This is a genomic window from Rossellomorea sp. DUT-2, from assembly GCF_052665285.1.
On sequence record NZ_JBQPEO010000002.1, the window covers coordinates 266,323 to 282,480 of the forward strand.

General features: G+C 40.1%; 19 protein-coding genes. 5 read left to right on the forward strand and 14 right to left on the reverse strand.

Annotation, left to right across the window (positions count from 1 at the left end; translation table 11 throughout):
* Positions 1-6 precede the first annotated feature (6 nt).
* From ACOSV2_RS07000 to ACOSV2_RS07010, 3 genes are read right to left on the reverse strand one after another with little or no spacing between them, the layout of a single operon-like run.
* Positions 7-669, reverse strand: a complete 663-nt coding sequence (locus ACOSV2_RS07000; RefSeq protein WP_428974526.1) for a 3-oxoacid CoA-transferase subunit B — start codon at positions 667-669, stop codon at positions 7-9.
* The gene (locus tag ACOSV2_RS07005; RefSeq protein ID WP_428974527.1) at positions 648-1,346 is read right to left on the reverse strand and encodes a CoA transferase subunit A; all 699 of its coding nucleotides are present in this window, start codon (positions 1,344-1,346) and stop codon (positions 648-650) included. The genes ACOSV2_RS07000 and ACOSV2_RS07005 overlap by 22 nt, the downstream gene beginning before the upstream one ends.
* Before the next feature lie 2 nt (positions 1,347-1,348).
* Complete coding sequence (locus tag ACOSV2_RS07010; protein WP_428974528.1) at positions 1,349-2,656, reverse strand: aspartate aminotransferase family protein; 1,308 nt, start codon at positions 2,654-2,656, stop codon at positions 1,349-1,351.
* 342 nt (positions 2,657-2,998) lie between these two features.
* Here ACOSV2_RS07010 and ACOSV2_RS07015 point away from each other — a divergent pair, with 342 nt between their 5' ends.
* Positions 2,999-4,795 (forward strand): methyl-accepting chemotaxis protein, encoded by a 1,797-nt coding sequence (locus tag ACOSV2_RS07015; RefSeq protein ID WP_428974529.1) that lies wholly within the window; start codon positions 2,999-3,001, stop codon positions 4,793-4,795.
* 64 nt (positions 4,796-4,859) lie between these two features.
* Here ACOSV2_RS07015 and ACOSV2_RS07020 read toward each other — a convergent pair whose 3' ends face one another.
* On the reverse strand, positions 4,860-5,000 hold the full coding sequence (locus ACOSV2_RS07020; RefSeq protein ID WP_113970745.1) for a YjcZ family sporulation protein: 141 nt from the start codon (positions 4,998-5,000) through the stop codon (positions 4,860-4,862).
* Between the two features lie 164 nt (positions 5,001-5,164).
* Here ACOSV2_RS07020 and ACOSV2_RS07025 point away from each other — a divergent pair, with 164 nt between their 5' ends.
* Positions 5,165-5,746, forward strand: coding sequence for a DUF502 domain-containing protein (locus ACOSV2_RS07025; protein ID WP_428974530.1), 582 nt, complete (start codon positions 5,165-5,167; stop codon positions 5,744-5,746).
* Between the two features lie 100 nt (positions 5,747-5,846).
* On the opposite strand, the gene ACOSV2_RS07030 is transcribed toward ACOSV2_RS07025, so the two are convergent.
* The 4 genes from ACOSV2_RS07030 to rsgA form a co-directional block, all read right to left on the reverse strand.
* Positions 5,847-6,347 carry a PTS sugar transporter subunit IIA gene (locus ACOSV2_RS07030; RefSeq protein WP_113970793.1) on the reverse strand — a complete coding sequence of 167 codons (501 nt, stop codon included), beginning with the start codon at positions 6,345-6,347 and terminating at the stop codon, positions 5,847-5,849.
* A gap of 108 nt (positions 6,348-6,455) precedes the next feature.
* Positions 6,456-6,878 carry a peptide-methionine (R)-S-oxide reductase MsrB gene (msrB, locus tag ACOSV2_RS07035; RefSeq protein ID WP_428974531.1) on the reverse strand — a complete coding sequence of 141 codons (423 nt, stop codon included), beginning with the start codon at positions 6,876-6,878 and terminating at the stop codon, positions 6,456-6,458.
* Positions 6,875-7,417 carry a peptide-methionine (S)-S-oxide reductase MsrA gene (gene msrA / locus ACOSV2_RS07040; protein WP_428975077.1) on the reverse strand — a complete coding sequence of 181 codons (543 nt, stop codon included), beginning with the start codon at positions 7,415-7,417 and terminating at the stop codon, positions 6,875-6,877. The genes msrB and msrA overlap by 4 nt, the downstream gene beginning before the upstream one ends.
* Before the next feature lie 156 nt (positions 7,418-7,573).
* The gene (gene rsgA, locus ACOSV2_RS07045; protein WP_428974532.1) at positions 7,574-8,602 is read right to left on the reverse strand and encodes a ribosome small subunit-dependent GTPase A; all 1,029 of its coding nucleotides are present in this window, start codon (positions 8,600-8,602) and stop codon (positions 7,574-7,576) included.
* Positions 8,603-8,929: 327 nt separating this feature from the next.
* Here rsgA and ACOSV2_RS07050 point away from each other — a divergent pair, with 327 nt between their 5' ends.
* On the forward strand, positions 8,930-9,670 hold the full coding sequence (locus ACOSV2_RS07050) for a DUF4397 domain-containing protein (protein WP_428974533.1): 741 nt from the start codon (positions 8,930-8,932) through the stop codon (positions 9,668-9,670).
* A gap of 79 nt (positions 9,671-9,749) precedes the next feature.
* Here the strand turns inward: ACOSV2_RS07050 and ACOSV2_RS07055 are convergent, their stop codons facing one another.
* The 3 genes from ACOSV2_RS07055 to ACOSV2_RS07065 all read right to left on the reverse strand — a co-directional run bounded on the left by ACOSV2_RS07055 (position 9,750) and on the right by ACOSV2_RS07065 (position 12,261).
* Entirely contained in the window at positions 9,750-10,337 is a 588-nt protein-coding gene (locus ACOSV2_RS07055; RefSeq protein ID WP_428974534.1) for a YpmS family protein, read from the reverse strand.
* Positions 10,334-11,164 (reverse strand): SGNH/GDSL hydrolase family protein, encoded by an 831-nt coding sequence (locus tag ACOSV2_RS07060; protein WP_428974535.1) that lies wholly within the window; start codon positions 11,162-11,164, stop codon positions 10,334-10,336. Before ACOSV2_RS07060 ends, ACOSV2_RS07055 begins: the two co-directional genes overlap by 4 nt.
* 119 nt (positions 11,165-11,283) lie before the next feature.
* Positions 11,284-12,261, reverse strand: coding sequence for a nucleoside hydrolase (locus ACOSV2_RS07065; RefSeq protein WP_428974536.1), 978 nt, complete (start codon positions 12,259-12,261; stop codon positions 11,284-11,286).
* A 220-nt stretch (positions 12,262-12,481) separates the two neighbouring features.
* Here ACOSV2_RS07065 and ACOSV2_RS07070 point away from each other — a divergent pair, with 220 nt between their 5' ends.
* Positions 12,482-12,967 (forward strand): PCYCGC motif-containing (lipo)protein, encoded by a 486-nt coding sequence (locus tag ACOSV2_RS07070; RefSeq protein WP_428974537.1) that lies wholly within the window; start codon positions 12,482-12,484, stop codon positions 12,965-12,967.
* 239 nt (positions 12,968-13,206) lie between these two features.
* Here ACOSV2_RS07070 and ACOSV2_RS07075 read toward each other — a convergent pair whose 3' ends face one another.
* The 3 genes from ACOSV2_RS07075 to ACOSV2_RS07085 form a co-directional block, all read right to left on the reverse strand.
* Complete coding sequence (locus ACOSV2_RS07075) at positions 13,207-14,049, reverse strand: DegV family protein (RefSeq protein ID WP_428974538.1); 843 nt, start codon at positions 14,047-14,049, stop codon at positions 13,207-13,209.
* Positions 14,050-14,260: 211 nt separating this feature from the next.
* A complete protein-coding gene (locus ACOSV2_RS07080; RefSeq protein WP_397553957.1) occupies positions 14,261-14,533 on the reverse strand; it encodes a DUF2535 family protein in 273 nt (90 codons plus the stop codon).
* Between the two features lie 85 nt (positions 14,534-14,618).
* Entirely contained in the window at positions 14,619-15,272 is a 654-nt protein-coding gene (locus ACOSV2_RS07085) for an SOS response-associated peptidase (protein ID WP_428974539.1), read from the reverse strand.
* 193 nt (positions 15,273-15,465) lie between these two features.
* Here ACOSV2_RS07085 and trhA point away from each other — a divergent pair, with 193 nt between their 5' ends.
* Positions 15,466-16,104, forward strand: coding sequence for a PAQR family membrane homeostasis protein TrhA (gene trhA, locus ACOSV2_RS07090; RefSeq protein WP_149156850.1), 639 nt, complete (start codon positions 15,466-15,468; stop codon positions 16,102-16,104).
* The last annotated feature ends 54 nt before the right edge of the window (positions 16,105-16,158 follow it).

Genomic DNA, 16,158 nt, shown 5'->3' on the forward strand with positions numbered 1-16,158 from the left:
TTCCTCCTAATCTACATACTTGATAGCGGGACTCACGGTATATTGAGCATCTGTTGTCTCTTCAATATCCTGAAGTGTGTATGGTTTAAAGAGTTCTTTTAATATCATACGACCATCCTCAATGGTAAATACGGCCCTGTCCGTTATGATCATTGAAACACACGATTTCGTCGTTAATGGAAGCGTGCATTCCCGAACGATTTTGCTTCCACCTTTTTTATCTAAATGGGTCATGAGCACGATGACTCTCTTCGCCTTCGAGGCAAGTTCCGTCGCACCTCCCATCCCCGGTACTTTTTTGCCTGGTATGATCCAATTGGCAAGATCGCCTTTTTCACTAACTTGCAGGGAACCGAGAATCGTTAAATCGACTTTGCCCCGGCGAATCATGGCAAATGCGATGGAACTATCTGTATAACAGCCTCCATTCATTAATGAAACAGGGTATCCTCCCGCATTACACAAGTTTTCGTCTTCTTTCCCTTCACCAGGCGCAGGTCCGATTCCAATAATCCCGTTCTCCGATTGAAAAACAACGGGAAACGCCTGGGGGAGATGATTGGGTACAAGAGATGGTATTCCGATCCCTAAATTTACGATCATATGCTCTTTCACTTCCAAAGCCGCACGCTTAGCTAACTTATCCTTCAATTCGTTTCCCATGCCCATTTCCAGTCGACTCCTTTAGATAACACAATATGATCTACAAAAACACCCGACGTAACAATTTCCTCAGGATCCAACTCGCCGACATCCACAATTTCCTCTGCCTCTACAATCGTAATATCTGCTGCCATAGCCACAAGTGGATTCGTATTTCTGGCACTTTTATCATAAATAAGGTTCCCATATGTGTCGGCTTTTTGGGCATATACTATCCCAACTTCTGCAACCAGGGCTGTTTCATATAAGTAACGGTCCCCATCTATCTCCAGTATCTCTTTTCCTTTATTTAAATAAGGATCATCCACACCTATTTCGGTTACGATACCCTTCAACCCCACTCCACCAGCCCGAATTCTTTCGGCCAATATCCCTTGAGGAGAGAATTCAACTTCCAGCTTCCCTTCACTCATTAATCGACCTGCTACCGGGTTAGACCCGATATGAGAGGCTATCACCTTCTTGACTCTGTATTGTGCAACCAGTTGTCCGATTCCGATATGAGGAAATCCTGTATCATTTCCAATAATCGTGATATCCTTCGTTCCCCAATCCAATAAGTGCTTACATATAGTAGGAGGAGAACCCACCCCTCCAAATCCGCCAAACATCAAGGTCATTCCATCATTAAAAAAATGTTTTATATTTTCATAGCTGCTTCTTTTATTATGAAGACGGGACATATTTAGATCTCCTTCCAATTCTCATCTACTAGTTGAAAGGTTCTTCTTAGTCTTTTTACCATTTCCTCGAGCTCCCTTTTCGAACTGTTCAATGGAGGAGCAACCATAATGGCGGATCCCTTCCTCCCATCTATCCCCGCAGCTGCGGGATATAATAGAATCCCACATTCTACCCCGGCTTGAACAATATAAGAAGTAAATGGAGCTCCAAAGGAATTCAGCTCTATTCCCAGCATCAGTCCTTTTCCTCTCACATCTTGCACAAAGGAAAATTCAGTTTTTAATTTATCCAAAAGATTTTTCAAATAGGTTCCTTTATGATCGACACCTTCAATCATCTTTTCTGAATCAATCAGTTTTAGAACAGCAAGTGCTGCTGTTGCAGACATTGGATTTCCACTATAGGTATGACCGCTCATAATGACTCTCGACCCATTCAATATCGGCTCCATAATGTTATCGGAAATGAGCGTTGCAGCAATTGGGGCATACCCGGCACTCAGCCCTTTCCCTATCGCTACAATATCGGCTTTTACTTGCCACTGCTCTAAAGCTAAAAAGGTTCCAGTCCGACCACAGCCTGTCATCACTTCATCTGAAATAAACAAAACATCATGTTTCTCACAGATTGATTTTATCCGTTTATAATAACCTTTTGGAGGAGTAATCGCCCCACCTGCCGCACCGATGATCGGTTCTGCCATAAATGCAGCAATATTATCGGCTCCTATTCTGCTGATCATCGTTTCTAATTGAGAAGCGCAGGCAAGGTCACATGATGGATATGTTTTTCCGAAAGGACAGTGAGCACAATAAGGCGGCTCAATGGTCGGCCAGTCACCTAAAAAGGAGTCGAATCGTTCTCTTCTGGATGGATGTCCTGATGCGGATAATGCACCGAAAGTGATACCATGGTAACTCAGCCATCGGGATAAAATCTTTCTTTTCATCGGTTTCCCTTGTTCCTGCCAATGCTGGATGGCAATTTTGATGGCCGTCTCAACCGCCTCAGAACCACTATTAACGAAGAAACTCCATGGATAGCCTGTCTTATCGTGAAGAAAGGCCGCTAAATCCTCAGCAGGCTGATTACTGAATTGAGAGCGATACACAAATGCCACTTTATTTCCTTGATTCACAATGGATTGAAGAATTTCTTCCATACCATGTCCTACATTTGCCGTAACTGCACCAGAACAAGCATCTATATACTCCCGGCCATCAGTATCGTACAAATACACACCTTTTCCGTAATCAATTGTCGGATAGTGTTCACCAATCAACGGCTTTATTAAATGCGAATGAGGCATAATCCCCCTCCTGAAAGAATCAGATTCGTACTCTCTTTCGATTCGCTCATCTGGATGCATAAAAAGATTTCCCTACCATTATTCATATGTATGAAAAACAGAATCTTTCTTTTCTTTAAGAAAAAAGAATAGTACAAATGAATTTTTATTAAAGCTCAAAGACCTTGTAAAAAAAAACAGCATTTTTTCTCTCATCAAGAGTTTATTGAGTGAAATGTACTAAGATTCTTAAAAATTCGACAAAAAGTTTACAAAGTGACTAGATAAATTAGGTCGATATGTATAAAATAATGGTAAGTTCATCCTATGATGCTACTTTTTGCTTATCTTCAGGAGGGGGAAATGGTGAAAAAGACAAGAGAAAAACATCTAAAAAAAGCAACAAAAACGAAGAAAAATAAGAAAGAAAAACAGAAAAAGACCTTGGGAGCCTTCTCATATTTCCGGACAATCCGGGGAAAAGTGGTTCTGTCTTTCGGTCTATTGACCATTGTCCTTTTAGTCCTTGCCTCTACTTCTTACTTCAATATGCTGAAGCTGGGAAAAGAAATCAACACGTTGATTACATACGATATGCAGGTTGATACGAAGGTGAAGGATTTATCAAAGGTATTAAATGAGATTGAAATAGGAGAACAAGGCTTTGTCATTACAGGGGCAACGGGATTTCTGGCACCCTATCAAAATGGTAAAGGTCAGGTAGAAAGTCACATCGAAGACTTGAATACTTTATTACAGGACGATCAGGAGCAGCTTGACAAATTAGATAAGATCGAAGCTCAATATGGATTCTGGATTCAATTCGTTGATCGGGTAATCGAGACAAGGAAGGATAAAGGTCTTGAGCAAGCAGCAACCCTCGTTGAATCGGGTACGGGGAAGAAGTATTTGGACGGAATCCGCTCATATGTAGATATGATTGTGGTCGACCAACAAAAGGACCTGAATAATCGGATTGATTCTCTAAATCAACAGGTTTTCCTGTCCAAAGTCGTTACCATTGGCTTATCGGCATTTGCGGTTTTATTGGCTATCTTCTTCGGAATCATTTTATCTCATACAATTAAAACGAATACAAGGAAAATCAGTCGCTCTATTTTAGAAATAGCCAACGCAGGCGGAGATTTAACAAAACGAATTCATGTGAAATCCAAGGATGAGCTAGCAGACCTGGCATCTGATACAAATCAGCTTATTGCCGGAATTGCCATCCTGGTAAAGCAGGTTTCGGAAATGGCAGAAAACGTTTCAGCCAGCAGTCAGGAGCTTCTTGCTTCAGCCGAAGAAACGTCAAGGACGATTACTTCCATTGCAGAAACATCTACTGAAATTGCAGCTGGAAGCGATCAAACAACAAGTCGGATGTCTACTTCATTAGAAAAAATGAATAGCTTGGAAGAAGCCGCCCGTTTCTTATTCAATCAAGCTGAACAAGTTAAAGAAACTGCTCGTGATATGAGAGTAGTCGCTGAGCGAGGCGGCAAAACCGTTCAAGCCTCTTCTTCTAAAATGTTGAACATTGAAGAAACCATGTCCAATACAAGTGAAACCGTCGAAGCGTTAGGACAGCGTTCATCACAAATTACGACAATTATCGGTACCATTACTGACATTGCAGAACAAACCAATCTACTTGCTTTGAATGCTGCCATTGAAGCGGCACGTGCCGGGGAGCATGGTAGAGGATTTGCCGTTGTGGCAGATGAAGTCAGAAAACTGGCGGAACAATCCCGACAAGCGGCAAAAGGTGTAACCGAAATCGTACACAGTATTCAAGAAGAAGTGAATGTCATTATTAAGCAAAACTCGGATGGAGTAAAAGAGGTTATCGCAGGGGTCGAAATCACCAATGAAACAAACGCCTCCCTTGAAGATATTCTAAGCCAAACCACTAAAACAACGGTGGTAGTGGATGAAATGGTTGGTCATATTCAGGAAACCCTTAGTCTAAGTCAAGATGTAGCCGCTTCATTTGCCTTGGTCAATGAAATCGCTGAATCTACTGCTTCTAACACAGAAACCACTGCGGCTGCATCTGAGGAAGGATCTGCTGCGATGGAACAAGTAACAGCAAGCGCTTCAGAGCTTTCACAACAAGCAGAAAAATTGAAAGAACTTATTTCAAGTTTTAAAATTTAATACTGAAAAAGAGCCGTCGAGTGACGGCTCTTTTTCATTTCTCATATAACAACTAAATCTGTAATCACTTCCCGCAGTAGCAAACGGCTCCAATAATAATTAACAGGATGAATAACACAACAATCAACGCAAAATTATTGACACCGGCAACTGGATAAGCATATCCACCTTGATAACATGGATCACAACCATAACCATAGTTCATACCTATCACTCCTCAAAAAATATTTATTTACATTACACTGTATGTCATTCACCTATAAATGGTTTGTGTATTTGCCTAATTTATTTAGGGCTACTCCTTTTCTGTACTGTAGGCTTTCTATATAATAGGAATAGGTTTTAAGAGAAGACAGGAGAAATGACAGGATGAAATGGTTTATAAAATCGTTTATTAACGGTGTTCTAACAATTGTTCCGATTGGGTTGGTCGCTTATGTAGTATATAAGCTGTTTCTATTTCTCGATGGCTTATTAGGAAATGTGTTAAAACCCTATCTTGATGAAAATTATATTCCCGGTATTGGACTTCTCGCAACCATCGTTCTATTGACCATGCTCGGTTGGCTATCTACAAAGTTTTTTACGGGTACAATCATTCGTATAGTTGACATCCTTTTACAAAAAATCCCCTTAGTCAAAACGATTTACTCGGTCATCAAGGATACCATTCACTCTTTCTTAGGGGAAAAGAAGTCCTTTTCCAAAGTGGCACTCGTCAAAATGCCTGGTACAACAATGAAATGCCTGGGCTTTATTACGACAGAAAACCTTACAGATTTGCATAATGACCTGCAAGATCACGTAGCAGTATACGTACCTCAAACGTTTCAAGTAGCAGGATTCACCTTTTTAATTCCCAAAAGCGATATTGAAATACTGGATATTAAATCTGAAGAAGCGATGAAGTTTATATTGTCTGGTGGGATGACGACGAAGAAGGAGAAATAGTTGATAAGCTGATTAGGGTAACATTGCGGTGATTTGCTCCGAACCCGATGTACACCCTAAAAAAAGAGACCGGCAATCAAGCCGGTCCCTCCCTACTATATTATTTAGATGAAATTTCCAATACCTCATCTTGTCCTGCTGTCACAGACGTCAATTCTTTTTTCACTAGTTCAGCCATGTCATCACCGTTCGTTAAGATGATTGGTGTGATGGTACTTTTTGCTTTTTCTTTCACAAGGTCTAAGTCATACGTAATTAATGGATCACCGATATTCACTTTGGATCCTTCTGAAACATGTGCTTCAAAGCCTTCACCGTTCATTGATACTGTTTCAAGACCGATGTGGATAAGAATTTCAGCACCGTTTTTCGCTTTGATCCCAACTGCGTGCTTTGTTGGGAAAAGCTGCATGATTTCGCCGTCTACAGGTGAAACGACTTTACCTACTGTAGGATCAATCGCAATCCCGTCTCCCATCATCTTTTGAGAAAATACTGGGTCCGGAACCTCTTCAAGTGATTTTAATGTACCCGTTAAAGGCGCAACTGCATGAACGGTTTTAGGTGCCTCTTCTTTTTTACCGAAAAGTTTTTTTAACATGATCATTCACCTTCCTATATATATTTTATATACACATATGTAGCGCAATGTAAACATCAGAAATCTATTCTAGCACATATGTGAAGTTTTTCACAACACTTCATTATATTAAAATAACTTTGTATATTTCCCATATCCTTCTTCGTCAAGCTTCTCTGCCGGGATAAATCGCAGAGCGGCTGAATTAATACAGTATCGAAGCTTCGTTGGTCCCGGACCATCATTAAATACGTGACCCAGGTGAGAATCTGCTTCTTTACTCCTTACTTCCGTTCTCACCATAAAATGACTGCGGTCTTCCTTTTCAGTGACTTCCTCTTCGTCGATCGGCTTTGTAAAACTTGGCCAACCACAGCCGGCATCATATTTATCTTTAGAGCTAAAGAGAGGTTTACCTGATACGATATCTACATAGATTCCCTCTTCAAACGTATTCCAATACTCATTACTAAAAGGAGGTTCAGTGCCATTCTTTTGTGTGACATCATATTGTTCCGGAGTTAACGTTTTCTTTAAATCTTCTTTACTCATTTCTCTTCCCCCCAATGATTTTCAATAAATGCCATTCTTCCAGACCCTTGGCTGTAGCGATTATAATGACCAGGGTTCTTTTTGTAATAACCCTGATGATACTCCTCTGCAGGATAAAATTCCTTCGAAGGCAGAATTTGAGTAGCAATCGGCTTTTGAAACTTGCCTGACTGCCTAAGTTTCTCTTTAGATTGTTCGGCAAGCACCTTTTGCTCTTCATTATGGTAGAAAATAACTGTTTTATACGAATGTCCACGGTCAAAGAATTGCCCTCCTGGATCGGTTGGGTCAATTTGCTGCCAGTATACTTCCAGTAATTTCTCGTAAGGAAACACTGATGGATCGTATTCAATTTGAACGGCCTCATAATGACCAGTCGTTTCTGAGCATACTTCTTTATAGGTTGGATTCGGAACGGTTCCTCCCGTGTAACCTGAAATTACACTGCCAATCCCCGGCTGTTCATCAAACGGTTTCACCATGCACCAAAAGCATCCTCCGGCAAATGTAGCTTTTTCATATTGCGAAGCTTCCGACATGCTCATCATCCTTTCCATTTCATTCTCTCTCACTATTCCCTTTGTAAGAGATTTTAACGCATTCACGTTAAAAGGGAAAATATTAAGCTTGTCGAATTGGCTTACAGACAGCAATGTAAAAATAGACCCTGGAGTCATCCAGGGCCCCTCTTACATCTAATATTTAAGCTTTCTCTGCTTACCGATACTCTTCCATTTTTTTCGTTCTAACGACTCCAGTCGCTTATTCCCTTTTCTCTCCATGTAGGCAATTTCTCTTTGCAATTTCTGATAATGCCCGAATCGTTCCTCTGACAGAGTTCCCTCTTGTATCGCTGCTCTAACCATACAACCAGGTTCATCCTCATGACGGCAATCGGCGAATCTGCATTGAAGTGCCAGCTCTTCAATATCTTTATACTGTGTGGATAGTCCTTCTTGTCCCTGCCATAGTTGAATCTCCCTCATACCGGGTGTATCAATGATGGATGCACCACTATCCAATAAGAATAACTCTCTGTGTGTTGTGGTATGGCGTCCTTTATCATCAGATTCCCTAATTTCTTTAGTCTTCTGAACGTCATTTCCTACAAGAAGATTGACCAGGGTCGATTTTCCGACACCAGAAGAACCGACAAGAGCAACCGTTTTGCCCTTCTCCAGATAAGGATGCAGTTCCTCAATTCCCTCATGATTTACAGCGCTAATGGCTAATACTTTAACCCCGAGCAATGCGTTTTCAACTTCTCTCTTTTTCTCCTCAATGTCCTCACATGTATCGGATTTTGTAAGAATGATAACGGGATTTGCCCCACTTTCCCAGCAGAGGAGTACATACCGCTCCATCCGTTTACTGTTTAAGTCATCATTTAAAGAAGATAGAATAAATACGGTGTCTATATTCGTAGCAATGATTTGCTCTTCTGCTTCTTCCCCTGCTTTCTTTCTTGAAAACTTACTCGTTCGGGGCAACACCTTTTCTATGATTGCGCCTTCTTCGCTTAGGAGAATCCAATCCCCTACTGCAGGAAGGTCTTCACGCTTTACCGTTTCGAACCTGAGTTTCCCGGAGATTTTACTTAATCGATCTCCTGTTTTAGTCATGACCATGAAGGCTCCCTTTTGTTCAGTCACAACTCTTCCTAACGTGTATCCTTCTTCTTCAAGGTGGCCCATTAGTTCAAATACGTTTTTTCTGTTATCCAATTCAGTTCCTCCCAAAAATAAAAAAATCCGTTGCGTGATTCGACACGTCAACGGATTTTCAAGTTTGAAAGAATAAAAAATCAGATTACCCCGTTAAAAGTGAGTTGACGTGCAGAACCATTATGAAGCATATTTAGTTTACTTGTATAACAAATCAATAATACGTTCATATGTCATCACCCACTTTCTCAATTAGTAATTTTATTATCCATTATTTTCTTCTATAACGCAAGAAATATTTCTGATTTATTCAAAAAATAGGTTCTTTCACCATTTTTTCTCCTCCGCATAATCTATTGTGTTAATAAACAAAAGGGAGAGATACGGATGAGCCAACACGATTATTTGAATAAAGCAGCGATGTATGACTTATTATCCGGTTATTATAAATACACAGATCCATCCATGCATATTCATTACTATCAAAAACATTTAAAATACATGAGGATGGCTTTACAAGCACAGCGCGCTGATTTGACTACATCCACCCAGCCTTCTTATGTTCGCGTTTTACATGCTGTACCCGATGCACCGAATGTGGATGTTTATGTGAATGGAAACCGTGTTTTAAGGGATGTGGCCTTTAAGGATGTAAGTGATTATTTAACTTTACCGGCTGGGAAATATCATATTGACGTTTATCCTGCTGGTACAAGTGTGACGACTGTTATAAGCAAAAAAGTAAAAATTGACCCAGGCAAAATTTATACTCTCGCCGCTGTAGGTACTCTTAATAAACTACAACTCCTTCCGTTCATTGATGATCCGACGGTTCCCAGCGGAGAAACAAAGGTTAAATTCATTCATCTTTCCCCTGACGCCCCTGCAGTGGATATCGCAGTAAAAGGTGGAGACGTCATATTTCCGAATGTATCCTTCAAGCAAGCTACCGACTATCTTGGGTTAACTCCAATGACAGTCAACCTGGAGGCAAGAGTGGCAGGAAGTAAAAATACGGTCCTGAGTGTTCCGAATGTTAAATTTAGCCCCAATCAAGCTTACACCATCGTAGCTGTCGGGTTAGCCAACGGAACCCCTGAATTAGAAGCCATTCTATTAAAAGGGTAAACTCGAATCTGTCCTAAGAAAGTGTCTACTTACACGCGTATACGAAAAAGGTGGCTTCCTGATGGAAGCCACCTTTTTCCTATTGAGCACGATCTACTGGTACTAATAAACGGAAAGAAATATTATCTTCCTTTAAGTTAAATTCCTTCGCTCTTACTTTAATATCACTCTTCAATTTCATGTCCTGTAATGAAACGTAGATTAATTCATCGGTAGGTTGTATCTTCACCCATTCCGGAAAGTTATATGAATCTCTCATTACCTTCAATACGTATGAAACCGGCAAATTCAATTGTCCAACGGATATGGATTTCTGTTTCAGGAGGATGTCTCCATTTTCCAGAGCTTTAGGTTCGAAATCCAATTTAAAGTCTAAGTTTGATGTAAATACCGGAACAGAACCCATTAATTCCACGTCGTCTTTTAACTGAACCTCATAATCAACAGGTCCCTTCATTCCCTCTTCTTCAATATAATGTTCAATAATCAGATTTAAGTCCTTTTTGTTTGTTTCTACGTTAAATCCTACTTCTTGATTGGTGTTTTTGCTGTTTTCAGGCAGTGCATCATCCTTAATCGGCATAAACATCATTGAAACAATGATGGCTAATCCTATGAATACCACTCCTAAAAGAACAAAAAAACCGACCTTCCATTTGTTCTTCATGACGGCTGCTCCTCTTCCTCAACAGGTTTCGTTCTATCTGTCAATGTAGCTAATGTTTCCCCGTTTGTCAGGTTTATAAACATGCGGTCTGCAATCATCTTATAGCCTTCGTCATTTGGGTGAAAATAGTCCTCAAATAATAAAGTATCCCCTGCATCAATAAATAAGTCCTCTATCTTAACGAATAAGGTTTTATCATAATCTGAAAGAATCGCCCGGCTGGCACCATTCCAATCATGAATCACCTGGTTGACTTCTTCAATATCGGAAAACCATGTATTGAATGGATTATATAACCCTACAAGAACGATTCCTGCGTTTGGGTTATAGCTCCTGATCGTCTCGATGATTTCTTGTAACCGCAATTGGTATTTTCGTTTCTCTTCTTGAAACACTTCTAACTTCAAGTGGGACAGATTTTCACGAAAAATTTTCATAACGTCGTTTCCGCCGATCGTGATCATGACTAAATCTGATTGTTCGATCGATGTTTTCACATCTTCTTTTTTCAATCTTTTTAATAATTGGTCGGTACGGTTCCCTCTTACCCCATAGTTATGGAACTGGGCGTCTTTTACTCCATCCAATGATTCCAGATGTTTCTCTAAGTAAGGGACATATCCACCCTTTTTCGTACTATCACCTACACCTTGAGTTAATGAGTCGCCCACTGAAACAACTTTTAAGTTCTTCGGTATGAAAGTTTCGGTCGGATTATCTTTATCCCATATGGATACTTCTCTTGTAATATGCTCAGCAGCATCTTCTAACGAACACCCTGACAGGAAAAAAACAAAAGCGAGCATGATAATCGGTATTTTTTTCATATGCGTCACCTCGCTTGCACTTTAATATTATTATATCACGCTTGTTTCGTGATGAAACCTTTGTAAACAAATCATTAAGAACATGTAAATTTATATGACTTCGTCAATTTGTTCATAAACTATCGGCTCGGACCAGATTTCAATGTCTGGAATACCTCTGTAATAAACTGCCCATAGTTGAACTGCTTTGCGATCTTGTGGACCTGCCAATTTTCTTTTTCCTTTGATTTCCTGAAGTCCCCTATGCTCTGACCAAAAGTCCAGCCTGTATTGGTGGCAACCCGGATAGGAACTTCTTCAAACATCATCTTATCGCCATCCGCAAGAGTCCACATTGCCAATAAGTCGTGCAGGGGACTTCCCGAAATATCAGGGTACGTTTTCTTATAGAACTTATAGTAATAATCCACCATCGGCTTAATGATCTGTCCAACTTTGTCATTTGAATTTACATAAAATTCATGAAGAGAATCAACCATAGCAGGTGTTACAAGAGCATACATGGTTACATCCAAGGGGATGAGATGAATTGGTTTGGGGGCGAGTTGAATCAAGATATTGGCAGCATAAGGATCGCCATAGAAATTTGCTTCTGCCGTCGGGGTCACATTCCCCGGTACATGAAATGCACCTCCCATCACATAAAATTCTTTGACCTTTTTCATTGTTTCCGGGTATAGCACAAAGGCAGTTGCCAAGGAAGTCAGTCGACCAGCAGAGTATATATATAACTCACCGGCATACTTATTAATTAACGCATTGATTTCATAAAAGTTTTCAGTTATTTCTGAGTTGTCGAGTTCTTTATCATCAAGGGTTATCGGCCCCAAGCCATCGATACCGTGTACATCAGGATAGAATTGTGGTTGTATGCCCGTTAAAGCGCAGACCGCTCCCCCGATAACAGGTATATCGGTGATTCCGGTAATTCGTTGAAGATATTTGACGTTTTTCAATGCACTCTCTTTAGAGACATTTCCATAATCAGAAACAATGCCTACAATTTCAATCGTATCACTATAGTAAGCATATAATACTGCGACAATATCATCGATCCCAAAGTCTGAAATCACCAATACTTTCTTCTTATCAGCCAAGTCCGGTCACTTCCTTTCTTTTGATTTCAATGTATTAAGAAAGAATCTTTTATATCTATTGGAGAGATCAGAACATACTTCTTACCTATTATACTTCTATGATATGATGGCAATGGTTATGAGGACGCAATAAGATTCATAAAATCATCAAGAAAAGATACAAACCTGCTTATTTAAAAGTGGTACAATACATATATAATCGTATAGGAAAGGGGCACATATGAAGAAAAATCTCTTATTATATTTCACTGTTGTATTTAGTTTATTAGGTATTCTTGCGGGTTGTTCAAGTACTCAGGAGGAGGAAGCCCATCATGATCATACAGCAGCCAATGGAGATCTTCGGGAGGAGACGGCTTCCGTTGATACACTACCCTCTTTTCTCGATGATAAGGACGACAATATGAAGCTTATCTATTCTTCAGCTGCTAAAAACCCTGAACTGTTACAATATATCCCTTGTTATTGCGGGTGCGGTGATTCTGCCGGGCACGAGAGCAATCTGAATTGCTTTGTTTATGAAATAAAAGGGGAAAAAGTGGTATGGGATGATCACGGTACCAGATGTCAGGTGTGTTTGGAGATTGCGGCGGAATCCATTGTGAAGTACAAGAATGGTGAATCCATCAAGCAAATTAGAAACTTTATTGATGAACAATATAATGAAGGTTACGCTAAGCCTACCCCGACGCCTATGCCTTCATAATGAATAAAGACAGCAGATGTTTCTGCTGTCTTTTTGAATGAAATAGGAGGCTGGGACAAAACTAAAATGCCACGATATAAAGACGAACAATAGAAGTGTAGGTTCTTAATACCGCTAAAATCAAATGTACCGAAATAAATAATAAACCCGAACAAGTCTGTCTACTAGAAAGCAGATTCGTTCGGGTTTTACTTAGATTAAAACACTTTTGTCCCAGCCTCTTTTCACCTTTGGGTTGATCAATCCGTATAATACATAAACCCTATCGCACCAATTCCAGTGTGAGTACTGATGATTGGTGTGGTGGGAACTATATCGATTTGGTCGTAACCTGTTTTCTCGATAATCTTAGCCTTAAGATTTTGTGCGAGCTCCATACCATCTGCATGAACAAGCCCTACACCACGAATTGTCTTCCCTTTTACATCTTCTAAAAATTGCGTTGTTAAGTATTTTACAACCTGAGAATGGCTTCGAACCTTTGCAACCGGAGTGTATTCGCCTCCTTCTAATGAAGCGATGGGTTTAATATTTAGCAATGAACCGATCATGGCACGTCCCTTTCCGATTCTACCGCCTTTTGCAAGGTTCTCAAGTGTATCTACCACGACGAACAAGTTTGTATTTTGACGGATCGTTTCAACTGCTTTCAGAATTTCTTCCAATGGTTTTCCTTCTTTGGCAAGCTTGGCAGCTTCCATTACCTGAAAGGCCAGTCCTTTAGAAATAAAGCGTGAATCTACAACCGCCACATCGGATGAAGACATTTCTGCAGCGGACTCGGCTGAGCGTACTGTACCACTCATTCCACCTGTCATATGTATGGATAAAACTTTCGAACCATCTTTTCCTAATTCATCATAAAGTTCAACAAATGTTCCTGCAGGCGGCTGGGAACTTTTTGGTAATTCCTTAGAAGCTTTCATTTTTTCCAGAAAGCTAAGCGGTGAAAGATCTACTCTATCTAAGTATGTCTCTCCATCGATTGAAATGGATAGAGGAACTACATGAATATCCAGTTCCTTTACGACCTCATCTGATAAATCTACTGTTGAGTCTGTTACAATCTTAATTTTGGTCAATTTTGCCACATCCTATCTCCCATATCATTAGTATTATATCGTTAAATGCCAAGGAATTAAATAGATACAAAGGATTTCCACAACCGGTTTTCTAAATAGATATACATTTTGAACGTGTAACGTCCATAATTGTTTCATACATGTAGAAATATTCATATAAAAAGGACTGGTCCCACGTAAAGATACGCTCATAGACCAGATCCCGAGAGAATTATGCATTATTCTTTAACTCTTCTGATTGATAAATTTCTTCATACTCTGACCATTTCGTCGTTCTCTTTAAATGTTCTCTAAAGCTGTACATGGTCTTAGGCCCATTCTGTTTGACAACCTTTGAAATGAATTGATGAAGCCTGAGGTTTACCCTTAGATAGAGCGGGCTATCTTCCTTCATGACAGGAACTTCTAAGATTTTGATCTTCCGTCCATCCTTTGATTTGAACTCAATGGTTTTTGTCAGCAAAGTATCAATCCTCTTTTTCACCCGTTTATACTCTTATTATACCCCATATTAAAGCGCATAAAATGTCTAATCGTGCAAAAATACGAATATTTTTTCTCTCAATCGGTTATGAAACAGGCACAATACATTCGGGGAAATCATGTTTGGGTGAATTGACGATATCGGATACCCGGTACCCTTTCATTTGGTCTTTTTGAAGCGGCGTTAAAACGGAAGAAGCTTCTTCAAAAGAGTAATCGTCTGTGTTTAACCATTTCTCAATCGCTTCCTGACTCGTGAGCATAACAGGCATTCGTTCATGTACTGGTTGTACAATGGAATTGGCCTCTGTCGTAAGGATGGTGGAGGTTGTGAACTCTCCATTGCGATCCCACAATCCGGCAAAAACAAATGGCTTTTCTTCTTTTAATTGAAATCTTACAGGTACCTTTTGGTCTTTCTCCTTCTTCCATTCATAAAATCCATCGGCAAAAATCACCATTCTTTTCGTATGGACAAGGGAATTGAAGCTCGGTTTCTCCAATAAGGTTTCACTGCGGGCATTGATCAAAGGTTTCCACTTCTTCCGATTGGCCCAATGAGGTACGAGGCCCCACGTTATTTCTCCCGCTCTGCGCTTACCCTTAAGTGAAATAAGGGACAAAACTTTTTGTGTTGGAGCAATATTGTATCTTGGCTGCCACTCTTCAAGGAATTCATCAATTAAGTATTGTCTCACTAATTCTTCTAAGGGGGTTGTTAAGGAAAACCTACCGCACACGACTGTCACCTCACTTATTATCTTTACTAAGGAATATACATCATTATGAGGAGAATTTCTAATCTAAAAGGCGCACTTTAACTCTTTACTTTGTTAATGATTGCACAATGACGATAAGAGGATTATCATAAATATATACAATATTGACTCATTGAGCGTTCAATGAGGGGATAATAGAAAGGATGAGACTTTTTTGACATATGATTTCGATTTTTCCAATTGGAAAGAAGAAGTTGCGAACGCCATTACCCATGGAATCGGATTGATTTTGAGCATACCGGCTTTAGTGATGTTAATCATTTTCGCCGTTCACGAAGGCTCTGCCTGGCACGTTGTCAGCTTCTCTATCTTCGGTGCTTCAATGATACTTCTATACTTATTTTCAACCCTGTTACACAGCTTCAAGCCTTCGAAGGTAAAGAATTTGTTTGCCATTTTAGATCATTCGGCGATATATATCCTGATCGCGGGAACGTATACACCGTTTATGCTAGTCAGTGTGAGAGGCACACTCGGCTGGACATTGTTTGGAATTGTCTGGGGACTCGCCATTGTAGGGATTGTATTTAAATGTTATTTTGTTCAACGTTTTCAAGTTGTTTCCACTCTCTTTTACCTGGTGATGGGCTGGCTCGTGATCATTGCCATTAAACCATTGTATGCAAGTCTTACCGGTGCCGGATTCGGTCTATTGCTGGCAGGTGGAATCATGTATTCCATAGGAGCCATTTTCTATGTGTGGAACAAACTGCCTTACAATCACGCCATCTGGCATCTTTTCGTCCTGGCAGGAAGCAGCTTTATGTATTTCTGTATTTTGTTTTACGTTTAAGTAAGATTATGTTTTCCCAATAAGAGGGTACTGACGGAATATCCCGGCAGTACC